The sequence below is a fragment of the Paenibacillus sp. PastF-3 genome, from assembly GCF_029893135.1.
Taxonomy (GTDB): domain Bacteria; phylum Bacillota; class Bacilli; order Paenibacillales; family Paenibacillaceae; genus Paenibacillus_AQ; species Paenibacillus_AQ nitricinens.
The window spans coordinates 84,574-101,819 of the sequence record NZ_JARXWM010000010.1 but is presented as its reverse complement, the minus strand read 5'-3'; the positions used below and the strand labels follow the sequence as shown (position 1 = coordinate 101,819).

Annotated in this window: 16 protein-coding genes; 13 read left to right on the top strand and 3 right to left on the bottom strand. The window is 46.2% G+C overall.

Features of this window, described 5'->3' with window-relative positions:
• The first annotated feature begins 239 nt into the window (after nt 1-239).
• Both M2444_RS20045 and wsfD read left to right on the top strand, forming a co-directional pair.
• Nucleotides 240-2,087 (top strand): sulfatase-like hydrolase/transferase, encoded by a 1,848-nt coding sequence (locus M2444_RS20045; RefSeq protein WP_280787910.1) that lies wholly within the window; start codon nt 240-242, stop codon nt 2,085-2,087.
• An 8-nt stretch (nt 2,088-2,095) separates the two neighbouring features.
• Nucleotides 2,096-3,511 carry a glycan biosynthesis hexose transferase WsfD gene (gene wsfD / locus M2444_RS20040; RefSeq protein WP_280787875.1) on the top strand — a complete coding sequence of 472 codons (1,416 nt, stop codon included), beginning with the start codon at nt 2,096-2,098 and terminating at the stop codon, nt 3,509-3,511.
• Nucleotides 3,512-3,562: 51 nt separating this feature from the next.
• Here wsfD and M2444_RS20035 read toward each other — a convergent pair whose 3' ends face one another.
• On the bottom strand, nt 3,563-4,318 hold the full coding sequence (locus M2444_RS20035) for an AAA family ATPase (protein WP_094876891.1): 756 nt from the start codon (nt 4,316-4,318) through the stop codon (nt 3,563-3,565).
• Nucleotides 4,319-4,831: 513 nt separating this feature from the next.
• Between M2444_RS20035 and M2444_RS20030 the strand changes: the two genes are divergently transcribed.
• The 3 genes from M2444_RS20030 (at nt 4,832) to M2444_RS20020 (ending at nt 8,721) form a co-directional block, all read left to right on the top strand.
• Complete coding sequence (locus tag M2444_RS20030) at nt 4,832-5,848, top strand: CgeB family protein (protein WP_094879007.1); 1,017 nt, start codon at nt 4,832-4,834, stop codon at nt 5,846-5,848.
• Between the two features lie 51 nt (nt 5,849-5,899).
• Complete coding sequence (locus M2444_RS20025) at nt 5,900-7,015, top strand: CgeB family protein (protein ID WP_094879008.1); 1,116 nt, start codon at nt 5,900-5,902, stop codon at nt 7,013-7,015.
• 242 nt (nt 7,016-7,257) lie between these two features.
• On the top strand, nt 7,258-8,721 hold the full coding sequence (locus tag M2444_RS20020) for a glycosyltransferase family 4 protein (protein WP_280787874.1): 1,464 nt from the start codon (nt 7,258-7,260) through the stop codon (nt 8,719-8,721).
• Between the two features lie 16 nt (nt 8,722-8,737).
• Here M2444_RS20020 and M2444_RS20015 read toward each other — a convergent pair whose 3' ends face one another.
• Nucleotides 8,738-8,980 (bottom strand): hypothetical protein, encoded by a 243-nt coding sequence (locus M2444_RS20015; RefSeq protein ID WP_280787873.1) that lies wholly within the window; start codon nt 8,978-8,980, stop codon nt 8,738-8,740.
• Nucleotides 8,981-9,050: 70 nt separating this feature from the next.
• Here M2444_RS20015 and wecB point away from each other — a divergent pair, with 70 nt between their 5' ends.
• From wecB to M2444_RS19975, 8 genes are read left to right on the top strand one after another with little or no spacing between them, the layout of a single operon-like run.
• Entirely contained in the window at nt 9,051-10,145 is a 1,095-nt protein-coding gene (wecB, locus tag M2444_RS20010) for a non-hydrolyzing UDP-N-acetylglucosamine 2-epimerase (protein WP_094872670.1), read from the top strand.
• Nucleotides 10,135-11,121, top strand: a complete 987-nt coding sequence (locus tag M2444_RS20005; RefSeq protein ID WP_042191479.1) for a polysaccharide biosynthesis protein — start codon at nt 10,135-10,137, stop codon at nt 11,119-11,121. The genes wecB and M2444_RS20005 overlap by 11 nt, the downstream gene beginning before the upstream one ends.
• Nucleotides 11,118-11,957, top strand: coding sequence for a dTDP-4-dehydrorhamnose reductase family protein (locus tag M2444_RS20000; protein WP_094878005.1), 840 nt, complete (start codon nt 11,118-11,120; stop codon nt 11,955-11,957). The genes M2444_RS20005 and M2444_RS20000 overlap by 4 nt, the downstream gene beginning before the upstream one ends.
• Nucleotides 11,954-12,937, top strand: coding sequence for an SDR family oxidoreductase (locus M2444_RS19995; RefSeq protein WP_094878004.1), 984 nt, complete (start codon nt 11,954-11,956; stop codon nt 12,935-12,937). Before M2444_RS20000 ends, M2444_RS19995 begins: the two co-directional genes overlap by 4 nt.
• Nucleotides 12,934-13,650, top strand: coding sequence for a glycosyltransferase (locus M2444_RS19990; RefSeq protein ID WP_094878003.1), 717 nt, complete (start codon nt 12,934-12,936; stop codon nt 13,648-13,650). Before M2444_RS19995 ends, M2444_RS19990 begins: the two co-directional genes overlap by 4 nt.
• A gap of 7 nt (nt 13,651-13,657) precedes the next feature.
• Nucleotides 13,658-14,233, top strand: coding sequence for a class I SAM-dependent methyltransferase (locus M2444_RS19985; RefSeq protein WP_094878002.1), 576 nt, complete (start codon nt 13,658-13,660; stop codon nt 14,231-14,233).
• 31 nt (nt 14,234-14,264) lie between these two features.
• A complete protein-coding gene (locus tag M2444_RS19980; RefSeq protein ID WP_094878001.1) occupies nt 14,265-14,987 on the top strand; it encodes a glycosyltransferase in 723 nt (240 codons plus the stop codon).
• Entirely contained in the window at nt 14,984-16,024 is a 1,041-nt protein-coding gene (locus tag M2444_RS19975) for a glycosyltransferase family 4 protein (protein WP_280787872.1), read from the top strand. The genes M2444_RS19980 and M2444_RS19975 overlap by 4 nt, the downstream gene beginning before the upstream one ends.
• Nucleotides 16,025-16,087: 63 nt before the next feature.
• Here M2444_RS19975 and M2444_RS19970 read toward each other — a convergent pair whose 3' ends face one another.
• On the bottom strand, nt 16,088-17,158 hold the full coding sequence (locus M2444_RS19970; protein ID WP_280787871.1) for a glycosyltransferase family 4 protein: 1,071 nt from the start codon (nt 17,156-17,158) through the stop codon (nt 16,088-16,090).
• Between the last annotated feature and the right edge of the window lie 88 nt (nt 17,159-17,246).

Here is a 17,246-nt window from a genome sequence, read left to right as displayed (position 1 = left end):
GGTTTGATCAATCCATAGTTAACAGGGATGTTCCAAAGCCGGAAGGCAATGGGGCATCTCTTTTTTGTGGAAAATAATTCTACCATTTTGATAAAAAAAGTAAGTATTGTTATACTAGAACAGCCTGATATTTTACAAGATACTAGAATAGATTTAATATTTCGAACAAATGAACATGTAAGAGGGGATTATAAGTGAAAAAACACGGGCCAGATCGTGCCCATTTCTTTATCGTTGCTATGTTGTTATGGTTAAAGCTGTTGCTTCTGAGAGTGTTGTTCTTTGATAGAATTGCTTGGGAATGGATAGCAGCGGATGTAGCGCCAGTCCTATTTATCATGGGGATTTTAACGGTGATTACGCCTTCTAAGGTGAGAACAACCGTCTATTGGATATTTAACGGCTTTCTATCGCTGTTGCTGTTCGCAGCCGCTGTATATTTTAATCACTTTGGTTCTGTTCCAACCTATCTGGCCTTATCTGAAATCAATCAGGTATTTCAAGTGAAGGCAAGCGTAGAATCTACCATAAAGAGTATTGATTACTTATTCTTCGCGGATTTTGTCCTCTTCGCTATCTATGGTTTGATTCGCAGATGGAGACAAGGAAAGACCTACCCGCGTGAACGCTTTAGTTCCCGGAAGACAGGATTCGTGCATGTGGTGGTGATTCTGGTATCCATTATTGGAGGTTTTTCTTTATCGGCATACTCTGTCCACTCTGCACGGGGGATTACAAATGAGCTTGTGCAGGCAGAAACTGCCGGATTTCTAAATTATGAAGTCGTTGCAGCGATTAAGATTAATGAAGATAACAATCTCATTGGAACGGGTGATATTAAGGATACGATTGCGAAGGTTGACGCGCTGCAATCTTCCTATCCATATAGTGACAAGCCAGCGGGTACGACTCCTGATTATTTTGGCTCACAAAAGGGTAAAAATGTAATTGTGCTGCAATTGGAAGCTTTTCAGAATTTCCCGCTGCATCAATCCCTGGATGGTCAGGAACTGACGCCAGTCATGAATAAGCTAGCGGATGAGGGCTTTTATTTCCCGCATGTCTATCAGCAGATTGGACCAGGGAATACGTCTGACGCTGAATTCATGAGCAATACGTCTATTTATCCGATGGGTACTTTGGCCATGTCTACCGGATTCGGGGACAGAGAACTGCCAAGCTTACCGCGACTGCTAAGGGATAAAGGGTATGAGGCGTACACCTTTCATGTGAATAAAGTAGGCTTTTGGAATCGGAATGAGTTATACCCGGCGCTTGGGTTTAACGGCTATTATGACAAAGATTATTTTACGAATGATCATTTTAATGCATTTGGTGCTTCCGATGAACAGCTGTATATTACGGGTGTCGAGAAATTGGCAGAGCTGAAGAAGAAAGGAACCCCTTTCTACGCACAGATGGTGACCGCATCCAGTCATCATCCGTTCAAAGTTCCAGATTCTTTTAAGAAAATCACTGTACCTGATGACATGAAAGACACGATGTTAGGTGACTATTTGACGGCTATTAACTACACTGATTATGCTATAGGGACTTTAATAGAAGGTTTGAAGAAAAATGGAATGTGGGATAACACGGTTCTGGTCATGTATGGTGACCACTTTGGCCTTCAGCCTCAGGATGTTCCACCAGAGCAAGTGGAAAGTGCACTTGGTGTTCCATATGATTCCCGGATCAGCCGCTTTAATATTCCACTCATTGTGCGTGTACCGGGAATGGAGCAAGGGAAGGTAGTTGAGCGTACGGGAGGACAACTGGATATCCTTCCTACGATAGCTAATTTAATGGGTGTTTCACTACAACAAGAAGGTTTTACAGCCTTTGGCCATGACCTCTTGAATATTGATCGTAATGTGTTAGGGATGAGGTATTATTTACCTTCCGGCTCCTTCTTTAATGATGAGGTTCTTTATGTACCGGGCAAAGAATTCGCTGATGGTGAAGCAGTGTCGCTGGATACACTTAAGCCAGTAACAGATTTCACAAAATATCAGAGTGATTATGAGTATATTTTGAAGCTAATGAATTTGTCTGACGAATATGTGAAGCTGTTACCACAGAGATAGGGGGAATCATGAAAAAGTTCTGGAAACCGGAGTTTCTCGTAAGCCTTGCCGGCTGCGGTCTCATTATTTATCTGCTTTTCGTAAGACCATTTATTGGTGTAGCCGATAATGGAGATTTTCTGCGTATGATGAATACGATCGGTCTGAATTACTATGATACAGGCGCATCCTATGAAGACCAGTTTTTTAATTTCAGTCATTCGCGTTTTGCGTATGAAAATTTATTTAGAGGGTTTTATCCTTCTTCACAGATTTTGATTGTGCTTGTACCGAGGTTGATCGGCGGGCTCATCCATGGCAGCTTTTTTGATGTTAGATTGCTTGGTGCAGTCTACGGTCTTCTTTTACTGGTGGCGACCTGGCTGCTGGTGAAGTACAATGCTCGCGGCTCTTATGTTACGGGGCTGCTGCTGGGTGCAGCTATTTTGTTTGTATTCTATGATATTGGGTATTTGGCATACTTTAACTCCTTGTTTGGAGAGCCGGTATCGATGGTGTTCATGCTGCTGACCTTTGCACTGGGGTTAAGACTAACTAGCCAAGAAAAGCCAACGACTAAAGGGTTAACCTTATTTTTTATTGCGATTCTCTTTCTGGTCACGTCTAAAATTCAGAATGCGCCGATTGGAATTGCCTTTGCGCTAATCTTCCTACGGTTTATGACACTTGATGGTGAGCGGAAATGGAGAAAGCTCGCCTTACGCTTTTCGATTGCCATATTTCTGGTATCCATCGTTATGTACGTGACGGCGCCAAAAGAGCTGAAGCATATTAATCTGTATCAGACCGTGTTTTTTGGAATATTAAACGAATCACCCGATGTGAAGGGAGACTTGCAGGATCTCGGATTACCGGAGCGTCTAGAGGTTCTTGCTGGCACGAATTATTTTCAGACCGATACAGTCATCAAACAGGATGATCCATCGCTGGTACCGGATTTCTATGACCGGGTATCCCATAAGGATGTATTGTTCTTCTACTTAAAACATCCAGGACGGTTAATAGATAATATGGAATATGCTGCGAGTAACAGTATGGCGATTCGTCCTTATTATCTAGGGAACTATGAGAAGAGTGAAAATAAGCCAGCAGGTGCATTATCGTACGCTTATAGCGGGTGGAGCGAATTCAAGAACAAGCATATACCACATACGCTCGGATTTCTCGCTCTATTCTATCTGGTGTATTTTGCCGGGGCGCTGTTCCAATATTTCCGTAGCCGGGATGTTCAGGGAAGAGTTGCTGGTGAGCTGTTGATGTTATTGGGACTGATAGGGATATTCTCCTTCTTGGTTCCGATTCTTGGAGATGGAAGGGCGGATATCGGTAAGCATTTATTCTTGTTTAATGTGTGCTTCGATATGATGGTTGTAGTCATGTTCGGATGGATTGTACACAAGGTAGTGGGGATTGTAAGACGTTAATAGAAGGAACAAATCAAACAGCAAGTTTCCGAATATGGAAACTTGCTGTTTTTATTCATCCTCTAATAGCTCGCGTAACATGCCTTCACGGTCATTCATAAATGCTTTGGTTACGGTGTAGTGCTCCGTTTCCTCCAAGGCGACGGACCGAATGCCCTCACCTTCTAGGAGAAAAATCTCAGCTCCCGGATAGGACATCAGAATAGGGGAATGGGTTGCGATAATAAACTGTGAATCCTGTCCGACTAGCTCATGCATACGCACCAGCAGAGACATTTGCCGCAGAGGAGACAGAGCCGCTTCAGGTTCATCTAGGATATAAAGACCACGCCCTCCAAAACGATGAACGAACGCTGCGAAAAATGATTCTCCGTGAGACTGCTCATGCAGAGACTTGCCTCCATAGGAGTTCTTGATTGGTGGACCAAAACTAGGCTGTTCATCTAATTCATCAATGTAAGAAGCCACATTATAATAGCTCTCCGCGCGTAGAAAAAAACCATCCTTTGGACGTCTAACCCCTCTAGCAATTCTAAAATACTCATACAGACTCGAATGAGAGGAACGAGTGTTAAAAGAGAAGTTTAGTGTTCCACCTTCAGGGTTAAAGCCCCACGCAGCAGCAATTCCCTCTAGCAAGGTAGATTTCCCTGTGCCATTCTCCCCGACAAGAAAGGTTACTGGCTTTTGAAAAATAAGCCGATCCAGTGTTCTTACGGCCGGCAGATGAAATGGATAGGTTTGGAATGATGGAACCTGATCACGAAGCAGTTCTGCATGGCGCAAGTACAACGTGGTGTTATTCATAGTGTCCCCCTTGTGAATGCCATAGATAATCCTTTCCGCTCAGATCTGACGAGATGTAAGTCTCAAGCTAGACCTTTATAGTACGTGTTCAAAAAGTACGGTTTTCAGCACCGAGAAGATTGAAAGAAGATAGAAACTGAGGAGCGGAGCGTAGTGAAGCTACGTGAGCACCGGAAGTTTCGCCTGAATTCAATATTCGATGTCGAGTAATCTTCTTGGGATACTTTGTGATCAAAAGCGGACTTTTTAAACAGCCTCTTATAGTATACCAGCATCCTGTGAGTGGGTGAAATCATCTAAGGTTCGGGCAAGCCGGGCAAAAGACAGGGGACATCTGCCAATTTAGTTCTAGTAAAGACAGATGTCCATGAGGCGGGTGCTGACTCCGCATATAGTTATACTGTCTTGAGAATACGACGGGGCAGGGTGAAGGCCGTGAAAGCGAGAAAGAGAAAAAAACACAAGCATCCGCGAGAATATCGCGACGGTTATCACGAAGGATATCGTCTTGGCATGTGTGAGGCTGTGCAGCGTCTGAATACTCCAGGGGTCGAAGCCTGCCGACCATTTAAGTTAATGTATGTTCCTCAAGGATTTCAGGCGATCGACACTGGCGTAACGGAGGCGCTGCAGCAGCTTGTAAGTGAGCTTGTAATAAGTACTCCTGAAACAATGCTGGAAACCGCGGCACGGGAAATGCCTGGGGCAGTGTTAGTGATGAATGGGCTTCATGTATTCCCGGAAAATCATTTAGAACAGATTTCGGAGATAAGAAAGCTAGGCATCAAAGCCGCCATTTGGTTTGTGGATGATCCTTATTTTACAGAGGACACTTCAGTCATTTGCAAGCATTATGATCACGTATTTACACATGAGCTGGGTTGCGTAGAGTTTTATCAATCCCTTGGGGTGTCATCGGTTCATTATTTGCCACTATGTGTCAATCCAAAGATGTTCTACCCACGGCGTACCGGCCCGCAATATCAGTATGACATTGTATTTATTGGTAATGCATTTCGTAATCGGACAGAGCTGTTCGACGAACTGGCACCTTATCTTAAGGGGAAGAAAGTGCTTATAGCTGGGGGATTCTGGGAACGCCTCGCAACCTATGATCAACTTACGCCTTTTATCAGTAATGGCTTTATCCCGCCTGAGGAGACAGCGAATTACTACAGTGGTGCAAAAATAGTCATTAATATTCACCGCCCGTGGGAAGAGGGTCAGGATAACCGGAATAGCTACCGCCTTCCTTCTCGTTCTATTAATCCGCGCACCTATGAGATCAGCGCCTGCGGTACTATGCAGCTTACGGATGTTCGTGAGGATTTGGGCAATTATTATCGGCCTGGTTATGATCTGGATACTTTTGGCTCCGCTAAGGAACTGCAGCAGAAGATTGAGTACTATCTGAAGCATGAAAAAGAGCGGCGAATCTATGCTTTACGGGGATTACAGACTACCATGCGAAACCATACATTCACTGCTCGTTTGCCTCATTTGCTGAATGTGATTGCTTCACGTGTATGAAATCTATAAAGGGATAAAGGAGCGAGGATTATGAACAATAATGAATTTATTATGCCTACACCCCCATTACCTCTGACACCTCCGGAGGAAGAAAAGCTGCGTGGTCGTCTGAGTGGTTTCAAGGGTGGTTATGATGAGGGCTATTTACGGGGGCGCCTTGCGATCCTGAATGGTCGGCCAGAAGAAGTATTTCCTGTAAGGAATATTCATGTCATGTATGTCGCTTCTGGCAAAGGCTACCCTTACTCTCCTTTAGATGATGCGGTTCTTTGCGCATTACAAAAATTAACAGCTCAAGTCACAATTACGGATGTGCGTCAAAATCTAGTAGAACTGGCTGCAGCGCAAAGACCGGATCTGGTATTGGTGCTAGACGGTATGGATTTACCTCTTGAACAGATTGATGCTATTCGTGCTAGTGGCATCCGGACAGCTATTTGGCTTACAGATGATCCCTATTATACTGACTTTACGATCAAGATTGTGGCACACTACGATTTTGTATTCACCCTTGAACGTAATTGTATTGATTTCTATCGGGGACTTGGTTGCCCAGAGGTCCATTATCTCCCCTTTGCTGCTCATCTGGAACATTACCGTCCTACTACAACACGTTCACCAGTGAATCGGGAAGTTAGCTTTATTGGCTCCGCCTATTGGAACCGGGTGAACTTCTTCCGTGAGATTCTTCCTGATTTGATGAACTATAACACAGTGATTAACGGAATCTGGTGGGATCGTCTGCCAGAGGCTCCACTCTACGGTGACCGTATTGAAATTGGTAAATGGATGTCCCCGCAAGAGACGTCGGTAGCTTACAGCGGCTCCAAAATCGTCATTAACCTCCACCGCTCACACATTGATGAAGTAGTTAATAATAATACGCTTTCGATTCCTGCGGTTTCTCCTAATCCACGTACTTTTGAAATTGCAGCAACGGGCACGTTGCAATTAGTAGATGCCAGAGATGATATGGGATCTTTCTACAAACCAGGTGAAGAAATTGAGACCTTTGCAAGCCCTCAGGAAATGATGGATAAGATCCGTTATTACTTAACCCACGAGGAGGAACGCCGGGCAATCGCGCTGCGTGCTTTTGAACGGACGCTCAAGGATCACACTTACGCAAAACGTATTCACCAGTTGCTAACAGTAATCTACGGCTAGACTTAGGCCTAAACTGGATATGGAAATGTGCGCTTAGCAGGGGACAGGTGTCGTGCCGGCATCTGTTTTTCCTCGATATACTGTAGAACCAGACCTCAGCGTATGCCTGTAACCTGATGAAAAGAAGCTGATGCTTTCGAAGTGAGTTTTACTGCGAAGTAAGAAACGTGAGCAACGCTTCGTAAAACTTTTAGGGAGGTGAATGGCTGCTCCAGGCCCTCGTTAGGGAGCGCCGAAACGCCATGGCTGATAAAGCTACAATCGTCCTCTTTTCACATGTATCTAATACACGCAGTATTACCGGAGCGGAGAAGCTGTTGTTGTTCTTCGCTCAGGAGCTTTCTCCGTACTTTAATTGTATTCTCGTTGCACCACAGGACGGCAAGCTGACTGCTCAGGCTAGAAGCTTCGGGATAAGTGTACAGTTGCTCTCGATTCCACTTTTATATGGAATGTACACTCCTTATGCAGGGCTCGAGGCAGATGCTCGTAAATTCCAGGAAAGCAGGGAGTATCACGAGTTAACAGACTGGCTGACCTCTCTGCGCCCGGCGTTTATTATTACAAGTACCTGTGTCCATGCTTTGCCGGCAATGGCTGCCAAGTCACTGGGCATTCCGGTGGTATGGAAAATATCAGAGACGATAACAGACAATGAATATACACCCATTAGTGTAGGGCTGATTCATCGGAATAGTGATGAGATTCTGGCTATTTCACAGACGGCAGCAGCTTGCTTTCCAGAGGAAGTGAGAGTGGAGAAAGTAATCCAGCTTCCCCCTTCATGGAATGACAAAGAGATGATGATTGAGGCTTGGAGCAAGCTTCGGGGCGAACGACGGCGAGAGCTAAAGATTAAACCGCAGGAGCAGCTGGTCGGTTATATTTCTTCCTTTATTAATAAGGAAAAAGGATTGGAACATTTTGTGAAAATGGCTGTGCTTGTGTACGCGGTCCATCCTAGTGCGAAATTTGTTGTCATAGGTTCAGCTGGTGACAAAAGCTACTATGATCGCTGTGTCCGCAAGGTAAAGCTCGAGGGTCTGTATACCCGATTTAAATTTGTTGGTTATGCTGAATGCCTTCCATCTGCTTATTGCGCTATGGATGTGCTGGTTGTTCCCAGCCTGATCCGCGAAGGCTTTGGAATGACGGCTTTGGAAGGAATGGCTTTTGGAAAGCCCGTGGTCGCTTACGACTCCGGGGGCTTGCGCGAAATCCTGCACGCAGCAGGCTGCGGCGATAATCTCGTGCCCGCGTCGGACATTTCCGCGCTGGCCGAAAGAGTCAACGTCATGCTGGCGCAGCCGGGACTGGCGATAACCATAGGCGCCCAAGCGCGGGAGCGCGTCGACGCCGTTTATGGTCCGGCGGCTTATCGGAGCCGCCTGCAGGGTCTTGCGGAGATGTGGAGCCTCCGCTATTGCAGCGCACCGCCGGTGCGCGAGGCCGACAGCGTGGTGGAACCACCCGCTGTCCTGCCTGAATTGCCCGCTGCGTCGCCGGCTTTGCCGCGAAGCAAGGCCCTGCCGAGCCGCGTCGCCCGCAAGCGACGCGGCAAAGCCCGGGTGCGCCGCCGAAGCGGGCGCCCGTTGGTTTTGCGCCGCGTTGCTCGCAAGCGGCGTAAGGGTTCTGCCCGGCGGCGGAGCACCGCCGGGGGCAAGCGCCGCCGGGCCCGCCGGGGTGGGCGGCGGCGCGCAGCGTAAATGCCTCGATTGCCACTCATCGGGCCGTGGGCAAAGAACGGTAAAAATCCCGTTCATTGTCGCGAATCCGACTGAAAGTGGGCAAAGAACGGTAAAAATCCCGTTCATTGTCGCTAATCCGGCCGAAAGTGTGCAAAGAACGGTAAAAATCCCGTTCATCCAGCCAAATGAGTGAAAAGAGGGGCATAACTGCCCCAGAAAGTGTCTCATCCAGCCGGAAACGGGCAATTAACGGCATAATTGCCGTAGAATGCCCCATCCCTTTAACCGCTCAGTCCACCCGACGGAGTCAAGTCAGACCATCATCAAACAGGCAGGGGAGTGAACTCATGAAGATCATGACGATTTTAGGCACGAGGCCTGAAATCATCCGCCTCAGTGTTATCATTCCGCTTCTCGACGAACATGCTGAGCGGCACATCCTGGTGCATACCGGCCAGAACTTCACCGCCAGTCTCAGCGGCATTTTCTTTGCAGAGCTGGGACTGCGGGCACCGGATTATGTGCTGCAGGATAAGCAAGCAGGACTCGGCGGCCAGCTTGCCGCCATGTTCGGAGGGCTAGAGAGCATTTTACAGAAAGAACAGCCAGACCGTGTCTTGCTTCTGGGGGATACGAACAGCGCGTTATGCGCGATTTTGGCGGAACGAATGGGTATTCCGGTGGTGCATATGGAGGCAGGCAACCGCTGCTATGACCTAAAAGTGCCCGAAGAGAAAAACCGCCGTGTCATAGATGCCGTTTCGACCATTAATATGCCATATACACAGCAGAGCAAAAGACATCTAATCAGCGAAGGCTTCCCAAGCAGACGTATTGTGTTAACAGGAAATCCGATTCATGAGGTCATGACTCATTTTGGAGCAAAAATCCAGGCCAGCAGCATTCTGGAGCAGCTGAATCTTACCTCAGGGCAGTATTTCCTAGTCACAGCACATCGTGCAGAGAATGTAGATGATCCAGAGTCCCTTGTACAAATTATGTCAGGTCTTAACGCAGTGGCTGAGCATTTTGGAATTCGTTTAATATGCAGCATTCATCCTCGCACTCGCTCCAAACTAACCGAGCAATTTTCTCTTCCAATGAATCCTCTCGTTGAATTTCATGAGCCCTTCGGATTTTTTGATTTTGTTTATTTGGAACAGCATGCCTTATGTGCCATTACCGATAGTGGGACTGTACAGGAGGAATGCTGCTTGATGAAAGTACCAACCGTTACGATTCGCAGAACAACGGAGCGTCCAGAAACGGTGGATTGCGGAAGTAATGTGGTATCAGGTGTAGACCAGAAAAGTATTCTACGTAGCGTCAAGCTGATGACGGCACTTCGTCGGGATTGGGAAGCTCCGGAAGGGTACTTGACTCCGGATGTTTCGGTAAAGGTAGTTAAATTTTTGCTTGGAGGGAACCTGCATGTTCAATAATAAACGGATTGTGGTCACAGGCGGCACCGGTTCCTGGGGGCATGAGCTGATTAGGCAACTTCTGCCGCAAAATCCTAAGGAAATCATCGTATTCTCCCGCAGTGAGTCCGCTCAGGTGGCGATGAGCCGGGAGTTCGAGGATCAACGTCTCAGCTTTATCATTGGCGATATCCGTGACAAGGATGCGCTGATCGCCGCCTGCCGCGGCGTTGATTATATCTTCCATTTGGCGGCGCTCAAACATGTTCCGGTCTGTGAAGATCAGCCCTATGAAGCGCTCAAAACCAATGTTGTAGGCACTCAGAATGTGATCGAAGCAGCCATTGTGAATGGCGTTGAGAAAGCCATCTACATTTCTACGGATAAGGCTGCAAACCCGTCGAACTTCTATGGAATGACCAAAGCGATTGGGGAAAAATTGTTCGTCTATGCCAATCTAATTGGCTCAAACACCCGCTTTGTAACCGTACGTGGAGGGAATGTGCTCGGAACGAACGGCAGCGTAGTACATTTGTTCATGAAGCAGATCAAGGACAAGGGACAGGTACGTATTACCGATATGAAAATGACCCGCTTCTTTTTTACCCTGCGCGATGCGATTACGTTGTTATTTAAAGCTTCTGAGGTTAGCTTAGGTGGAGAAATCTTTGTCATGACGATGCCTACCTGCCGGATTATCGACCTGGCTGAGGTATTAATCGAGGCCTCAGGAGAGCCGAATGTAAGTATTATTGAGACCGGAATTCGTCCGGGGGAGAAAATACACGAGATTCTAATGAGCGATTTCGAAAGCTTAACAACCGTTGTCTACGATGAACAGTATCTAGTGATCCTCCCTACACTGAACATGCCAGAGTTAAAGGCACATTATAGCGCTTATCCTCATGTCTCTTTTAATAGCTTCAGCTCCGAGACGAATCTAATGGATCAGGAAGAGATCAAAAGCATCTTGATTCGAGGAGGGTTCCTGCAATGAAGCTGCTTATCCTTGGTGGAAACGGTATGGCGGGGCATATGCTGGCGGATTATTTCCGCCGCCAGGGCAAGCATCACGTCTTCCATACAACCCGGGATAAGAGCGATCTTGGCGGGCTGTATGTAGATGCGAACGATATAGCCGGAGTAGAGAAGCTGGTCGATATCGTCTCCCCTCATTGCATCATTAATGCGATGGGGGTACTCAATCAATTCGCAGAACGTGACAAAATTGGCGCTTACCACGTGAATGGCTTTCTTCCTCATCACTTGTGGCGGATGGCGGAAGTTGTGCATGCAAGACTTATTCATATCAGTACCGACTGCGTGTTTGAAGGAACACGCGGGGGGTACACAGAAGAGGATGTTCCTGATGGAACCTCTGCCTACGCGATTTCGAAAAGTCTTGGTGAGGTGCGGCAATCTGGACATCTTACGATCCGCACTTCGATTATTGGTCCGGAAATCCGCCCGGATGGCATTGGCTTGATGGATTGGTTTCTGGCACAGCATGGTCAGGTGTCAGGATACCGCAGGGTGATGTGGAACGGAGTCACTACACTCCAATTAGCTAAGGCAATGGATACGCTGCTGGACTCCACGGTATCGGGGCTGATCCATTTAGCGCATCCGAAGCCAGTAAGTAAGTATGAGCTGCTTCAGCATATTCAGGCTGCTTTTCATAAAGAGGATGTGGAAATCATCCCTGAGGATGAACATGTTCAGGATCGAACATTAGTGAATACAAGAACGGATGTTAATTTGCCGTTGCCTTCGTACCCATTGATGCTGCAAGAGCTGGCTGACTGGATGAAACAGTCAGAGATGTCGCCATGAAAGGTCAAAAACTACTGATTACCGGGGCTGCCGGATTCACTGGTCGACATGCCGTTCATTTGTTCTTGGCAGGAGGTGCTGAGGTTACCGCTGTGGTGCGTCCGTCATCGACAGCGGGTGCCCTGGCTTCCGCTTTGTTTCCAGAAGGAGTAAAGGTTTATTACTGTGATTTAAGCAATCGGAAGGCCGTAGCTGAGATGATCAAGGAAACTACGCCGGAGGCAGTTCTTCATTTGGCAGGAAACAACTCGGTGCCCGAGTCTTGGCGTAACCCTTTGCTCTTTATGGAGACGAATGTGATGGCTACGTTATATTTGCTCGAAGCCATGCGAAGTCTGCCTGCCAGTCGAGTTCTTGTAGCAGGCTCACGGCTTAAATTCAAACCGGGTGTGGTGGCAGGACCCCCACACCCATATAGCCTCAGCAAAACAATAGAAGAGCTGGTGTCTCTGGCGTGGGGGACGCTGTTTAAACAGCCTGTTCTGCTGGCTGAGCCCTGTAACCTAATCGGTCCCGGTCCTTCTACTGGTTTCTGCTCTTTAATGGCACAGCATATTGTTCGTAGTGAAGTAAATGCAGGAGAAGAAATCCCTCCCTTTAAACTTTCATCTCGCTATGCATTACGTGATTTTTTGGATGTACGCGATGCTGTAAGAGCTTATGACTTTATTTTGCGCGAAGGTACTAATGGAACCATTTATCAAATTGACTCAGGGACACAACGGCAACTTGGGGATATTGCGGAGCAGCTTCTAAGCCGCTCCAGTGCTTCAATTCCGATGGACTGGGGACCAGCACAAGCTGCTCTCTCTATTCCGGTTAACGGAGTGACGGGGGATAAACTAATAACTTCAGATCCCTCTGTAACACCTGAAGAAAATGTATCTTCACTGGGCTGGAAGCCGGGAATTGAGTTTAGTCAGTCCTTAACAGATATTTTGGAATATTGCCGCGTGAACTGGGAAGGACGGATGTTATGAGACCGAAAGTATCGGTAGTGATTCCTTTTTACAACTGCCCTTATATAGAACATGCCTTGCAAAGTGTGCTTTCTCAGTCTTGGGAGCCTTACGAGATCATCGTCGTCGATGACGGCTCGACCGTTCATGCAGATCTGATTAGACCGTATTTTCCGCGAATTCATTATTTGGGGAAAAGTAACGGAGGGACTGCCTCCGCACTGAATCACGGCATTTTGCATGCAACCGGAGACTATGTGGCCTGGCTCAGCTCAGATGACTTATTCTATCGAGACAAAATCAATAATCAGGTGCTGTTCATGGAGCAGAACAACCTGTTCATCTCCTATACCAACTTTCATTTTATTAACGCTCAATCTCAATTAACTCAGATGAACGCCGCAGTTCTGTTTCCCAATCAGTTAGAATATTTACGTTGCTTTCTGCAAGGTAACCCTATTAATGGCTGTACGGTGATGTTCAAAAGAGAGGTATTTGGAGCAATTGGGCTATTTGATGAATCACTACCCTATACACATGACTATGATTTATGGTACCGCGCGATTCTGAACGGGTATGCACCTGTGATGCTGAATCAGTCACTCACTGCTTACCGTAATCATGAAGGGATGGGGACGCTTAAGTATTATGATGTCATTATGGCAGAGGCAGCTGCAACCAACGCTCGCTACAAGGGTCCGCTCCAACACTTGATCTCTTCTATGGGGGGGTAAGAAGGTTATGTACCGGGAAATTGAAGTGAATGACTTTCTACCAATCTTATTGGAGCAGTTGAAATTCTGCGAAAGTATACTGGATATCGGCAGCGGCACCGGTACCCTGCTTGAAAGGTATGAAGCCGTAGTTGTCCTAGGACTAGAAATTCACAGACCTTACCTGCTGCATCGTGAATATAAATCACCTCACATCATTCCAGTGCATGGGGATGCTAGTCATATGGATAAATTATTTCTTCCTAAGACGTTCTCGGCAGTCACTTTTATCGATTCCATAGAACACTTTGAAAGGAAGGAAGGACAGAGATTACTCGGGATGGCCGAGAGAATCGCCTATAATCGGGTAGTCGTGTTTACACCTCGGGGTTTTTTTCCGCAGGAGGGAACGGACCATTATCATTTGCAAGGAGAACATTATCAAAAGCATCGGAGCGGATGGGAGCCGCAGGACTTTATAGAGCTGGGGTATGCTGTAACTGTACTTAAAGGCTTTCATCATGCTCAAAATCCATCGTTTCGTGAGGCGTATGGTGAAGGCCATGCTCCGGTAGATGCCTTATTAGCTTGCAAAACAGTATAAAGAGCGAGCTTCAGGTGAAGGAGGTGAGCGCATGAGTGAAGAACCTAAAGTGTCGGTGATCATTCCTTTTTATAACTGCCCATATGTGGATCTCGCCATCCAAAGCGTGTTGAAACAAAGTTATTCGAACATAGAGATCATAGTAATCGATGATGGATCTACGCTTTGGATGGAGAAGCTTGAGCCCTTCAGGGATAAGATTAGTTATATACGAAAAAGCAATGGAGGAACGGCCTCCGCACTAAACAAAGGGATAGAAGTGGCTACTGGAACCTATTTTGCTTGGCTAAGTGCTGACGATCTATTTCATCCGAATAAAATCAAAAACCAGATGCAAATGCTCAAAAGCACAGGGACTTTGTTTAATTATACTGCCTATTATTATATAAATGAGCAGGGTGAGCGGATTTCCGAAACGATAAGTATGATTTTTAACAGCAGGGCCCATTTTATTGAGACTATGATGTTGGGCTGCCCGGTAAATGGAAGTACGGTTCTTCTCCATATGGAGATCTTTTGTGCAGTTGGGAAATTTAGCGAGAAATTGTTGTATACACAAGATTATGATCTATGGCTACGTATTTTGCCGTATTATACATGGTCTTATGTAGAGGAACCGCTGCTTGATTACCGAGTTCATAACGAAATGGGCTCAGTGATTCACAAAGAGGAGCAGAAAAAGGAGATTGAGCAGGTACAAGCAAGACATCGCCGGGTTCTATCACGCTTGTTGCAAAAGGAGAGAGGGAAATGAAATTAATATTTCCTGTTCTAACTCTAACTAGGGGCGGGGCGCAGCGTATGCTCACGGAGCTGGCTAATCGTCTGACAGAAATGGGTCATGAAGTGACGATCCTCTTACCCAGTGATGGTGTCGTAGAATACGAGATGAGATGTAAACTGATCTATGCAAAAGAAGGAGAACTGGTAGCAAGCGATTTTCCTGCAGGAGATGTGATTATCTCCAACTTCTATACCACAGTCGAGGTATCACAGCGGGCAAGTGAAGAGGGGAAAGGTATTCATGTTCGATTGGCGCTTTGTTATGAGCCTGCCTTTTTACCTGACAATAGCCGTTCTTTTTCATCGTATAATATTGCACCTAACTTACTCGTTCTATCACACTGGCAACAAGGAATTGTCCAGATGAACCATGGGATTAAAGGGAGAATCGTGCCGATCGGAGTAGGTCCCGTTTTTAAAAATACGAAAATCCGTGATCGTAATAAAAGGCTGGTAATTTCCGCGATTATGCGAAAACCAGAGGGTGGATTCTCAGCTCACCGTGAGCAGGATTATTTACTTCAGCAATTAAATAAGGTTAAAGCCTACCATCCTGAGGTCGAAATATATTTAATTTCTCCTCCCGGAGAACAAGCGGAATCTACAACACTACAAGCCCTAGTGAACGACGAACGTTACCAAATAAGAACTCCAGCGAATGATACAGAACTCTGTTTCCACTATAGTGAGAGCGATATTTTTGTAAGTTCGAGCACGTATGATACAGGTTCGTTACCAGGGATCGAGGCCATGCGTTGTGGTGCAGCACTCGTTACGGTTTACGCCGGTGGGAATAAGGAATATTGTACACATGGTCATAACTGCTTAATGTCCTACCGATTTGAGAATCGGCTTGCAGATGACATTATAACCTTAATCAGAGACCCGTCTTTACGTCAACGATTGGCTCGTAAGGGGGAAGAGGTTTCACAGGAGTTCACTTGGGAAAAAAGTACACGAATATTTCAAAATATGTTATTTGAGATTGTATCAAGAAATCCATCTTAGTATGTCCCAAAATTATAAAGAACCTTCAAATCCACATAAAGTGGTTTGAAGGTTCTTTTGCAGTTAAAAGATGGCAAAGGAGTTCATCATTTCACGAAAAGACTGCGCATATTTTTCCGTACCGTAACGTGAAACCATATAAATTCTTCCTTGCTGACGGAGTGCATTTCGCAGTGATATATTGTTCATTAGCTCTAGCCCTTCATTGACGGCCATTTGTATGTTGCCAAGAGGATAAAATTTACCTGAAATATTATGCACAATAAAAGATCTAACGCCGTCGGAATCCGTGCTAAGCACGGGACAAGTACAGCAAATGGCTTCCGCAACGGCATATCCAAATCCCTCTGTAACAGAAGTGGATAACAGGAACCCTCCAGAATTAGCTATGGAGGAATAATAAATCGGCATCACATGGTTAGGGATGTTGGTAAAGGTACTTAGACGGTCGTTCAGACCTAACCTATGCAATTCTTCTTGGAAGAGCTGCTTTTGATCCTCTGTGGCTAATTCAGGATCATGAAACATCCATAGATGAAGGTTTGGTTTGTGAAGGCGAATTTGATGGGCAATTTTCAAATACTCCCGCCAATTTTTGTTGCTTTCCAGACGCCCGACCCAAGCGATGACCGGATCAGCCGGAGGATCGGCAGGGATATGCTGAAAGGACTGAACATCAACAATATTGGGAATGACATACCGATGTAGCCATGGACAGATTTCAATAAACAGCTCCAGTAAATGATCCGTTGGTGGGATTAAGACTGCGTTACAGTAGGAGCGGAAATAAGGGATAGCGTCTTTGATTAGATCTTCCGCATGGCTCCGTTTTCCAAGTCCTTGAGATTCGTATATCAAAATACCGCCATAACCGAGCTCGCGCAGACGCTTAAGCAATAAATAATCGGATGTAACAATAATGGCATCATAGTTATGTGTCTCAAGAACTTCTTTAATCTCCTCATCTAAAGAGGAAATGAAGACCGGAAAGTTAGCCTTATTCTGGCTTCCTGAACCAGGCATTAGATATAAAACATGACATTCGATCCCATTCCGCTGGAGACTCTCACACCGCAGCTTATTTAAAGTTTCCACCCCGCCACTCGGTATATAAAACGTGAATAAAACTTTCATGCACGTGCCTCCTGACTTTTGCGGAGCAATACCGACTTCGTTGAAATACGGCTTACTGTTTATAAGATACGCCGATGTGCATTCGCAG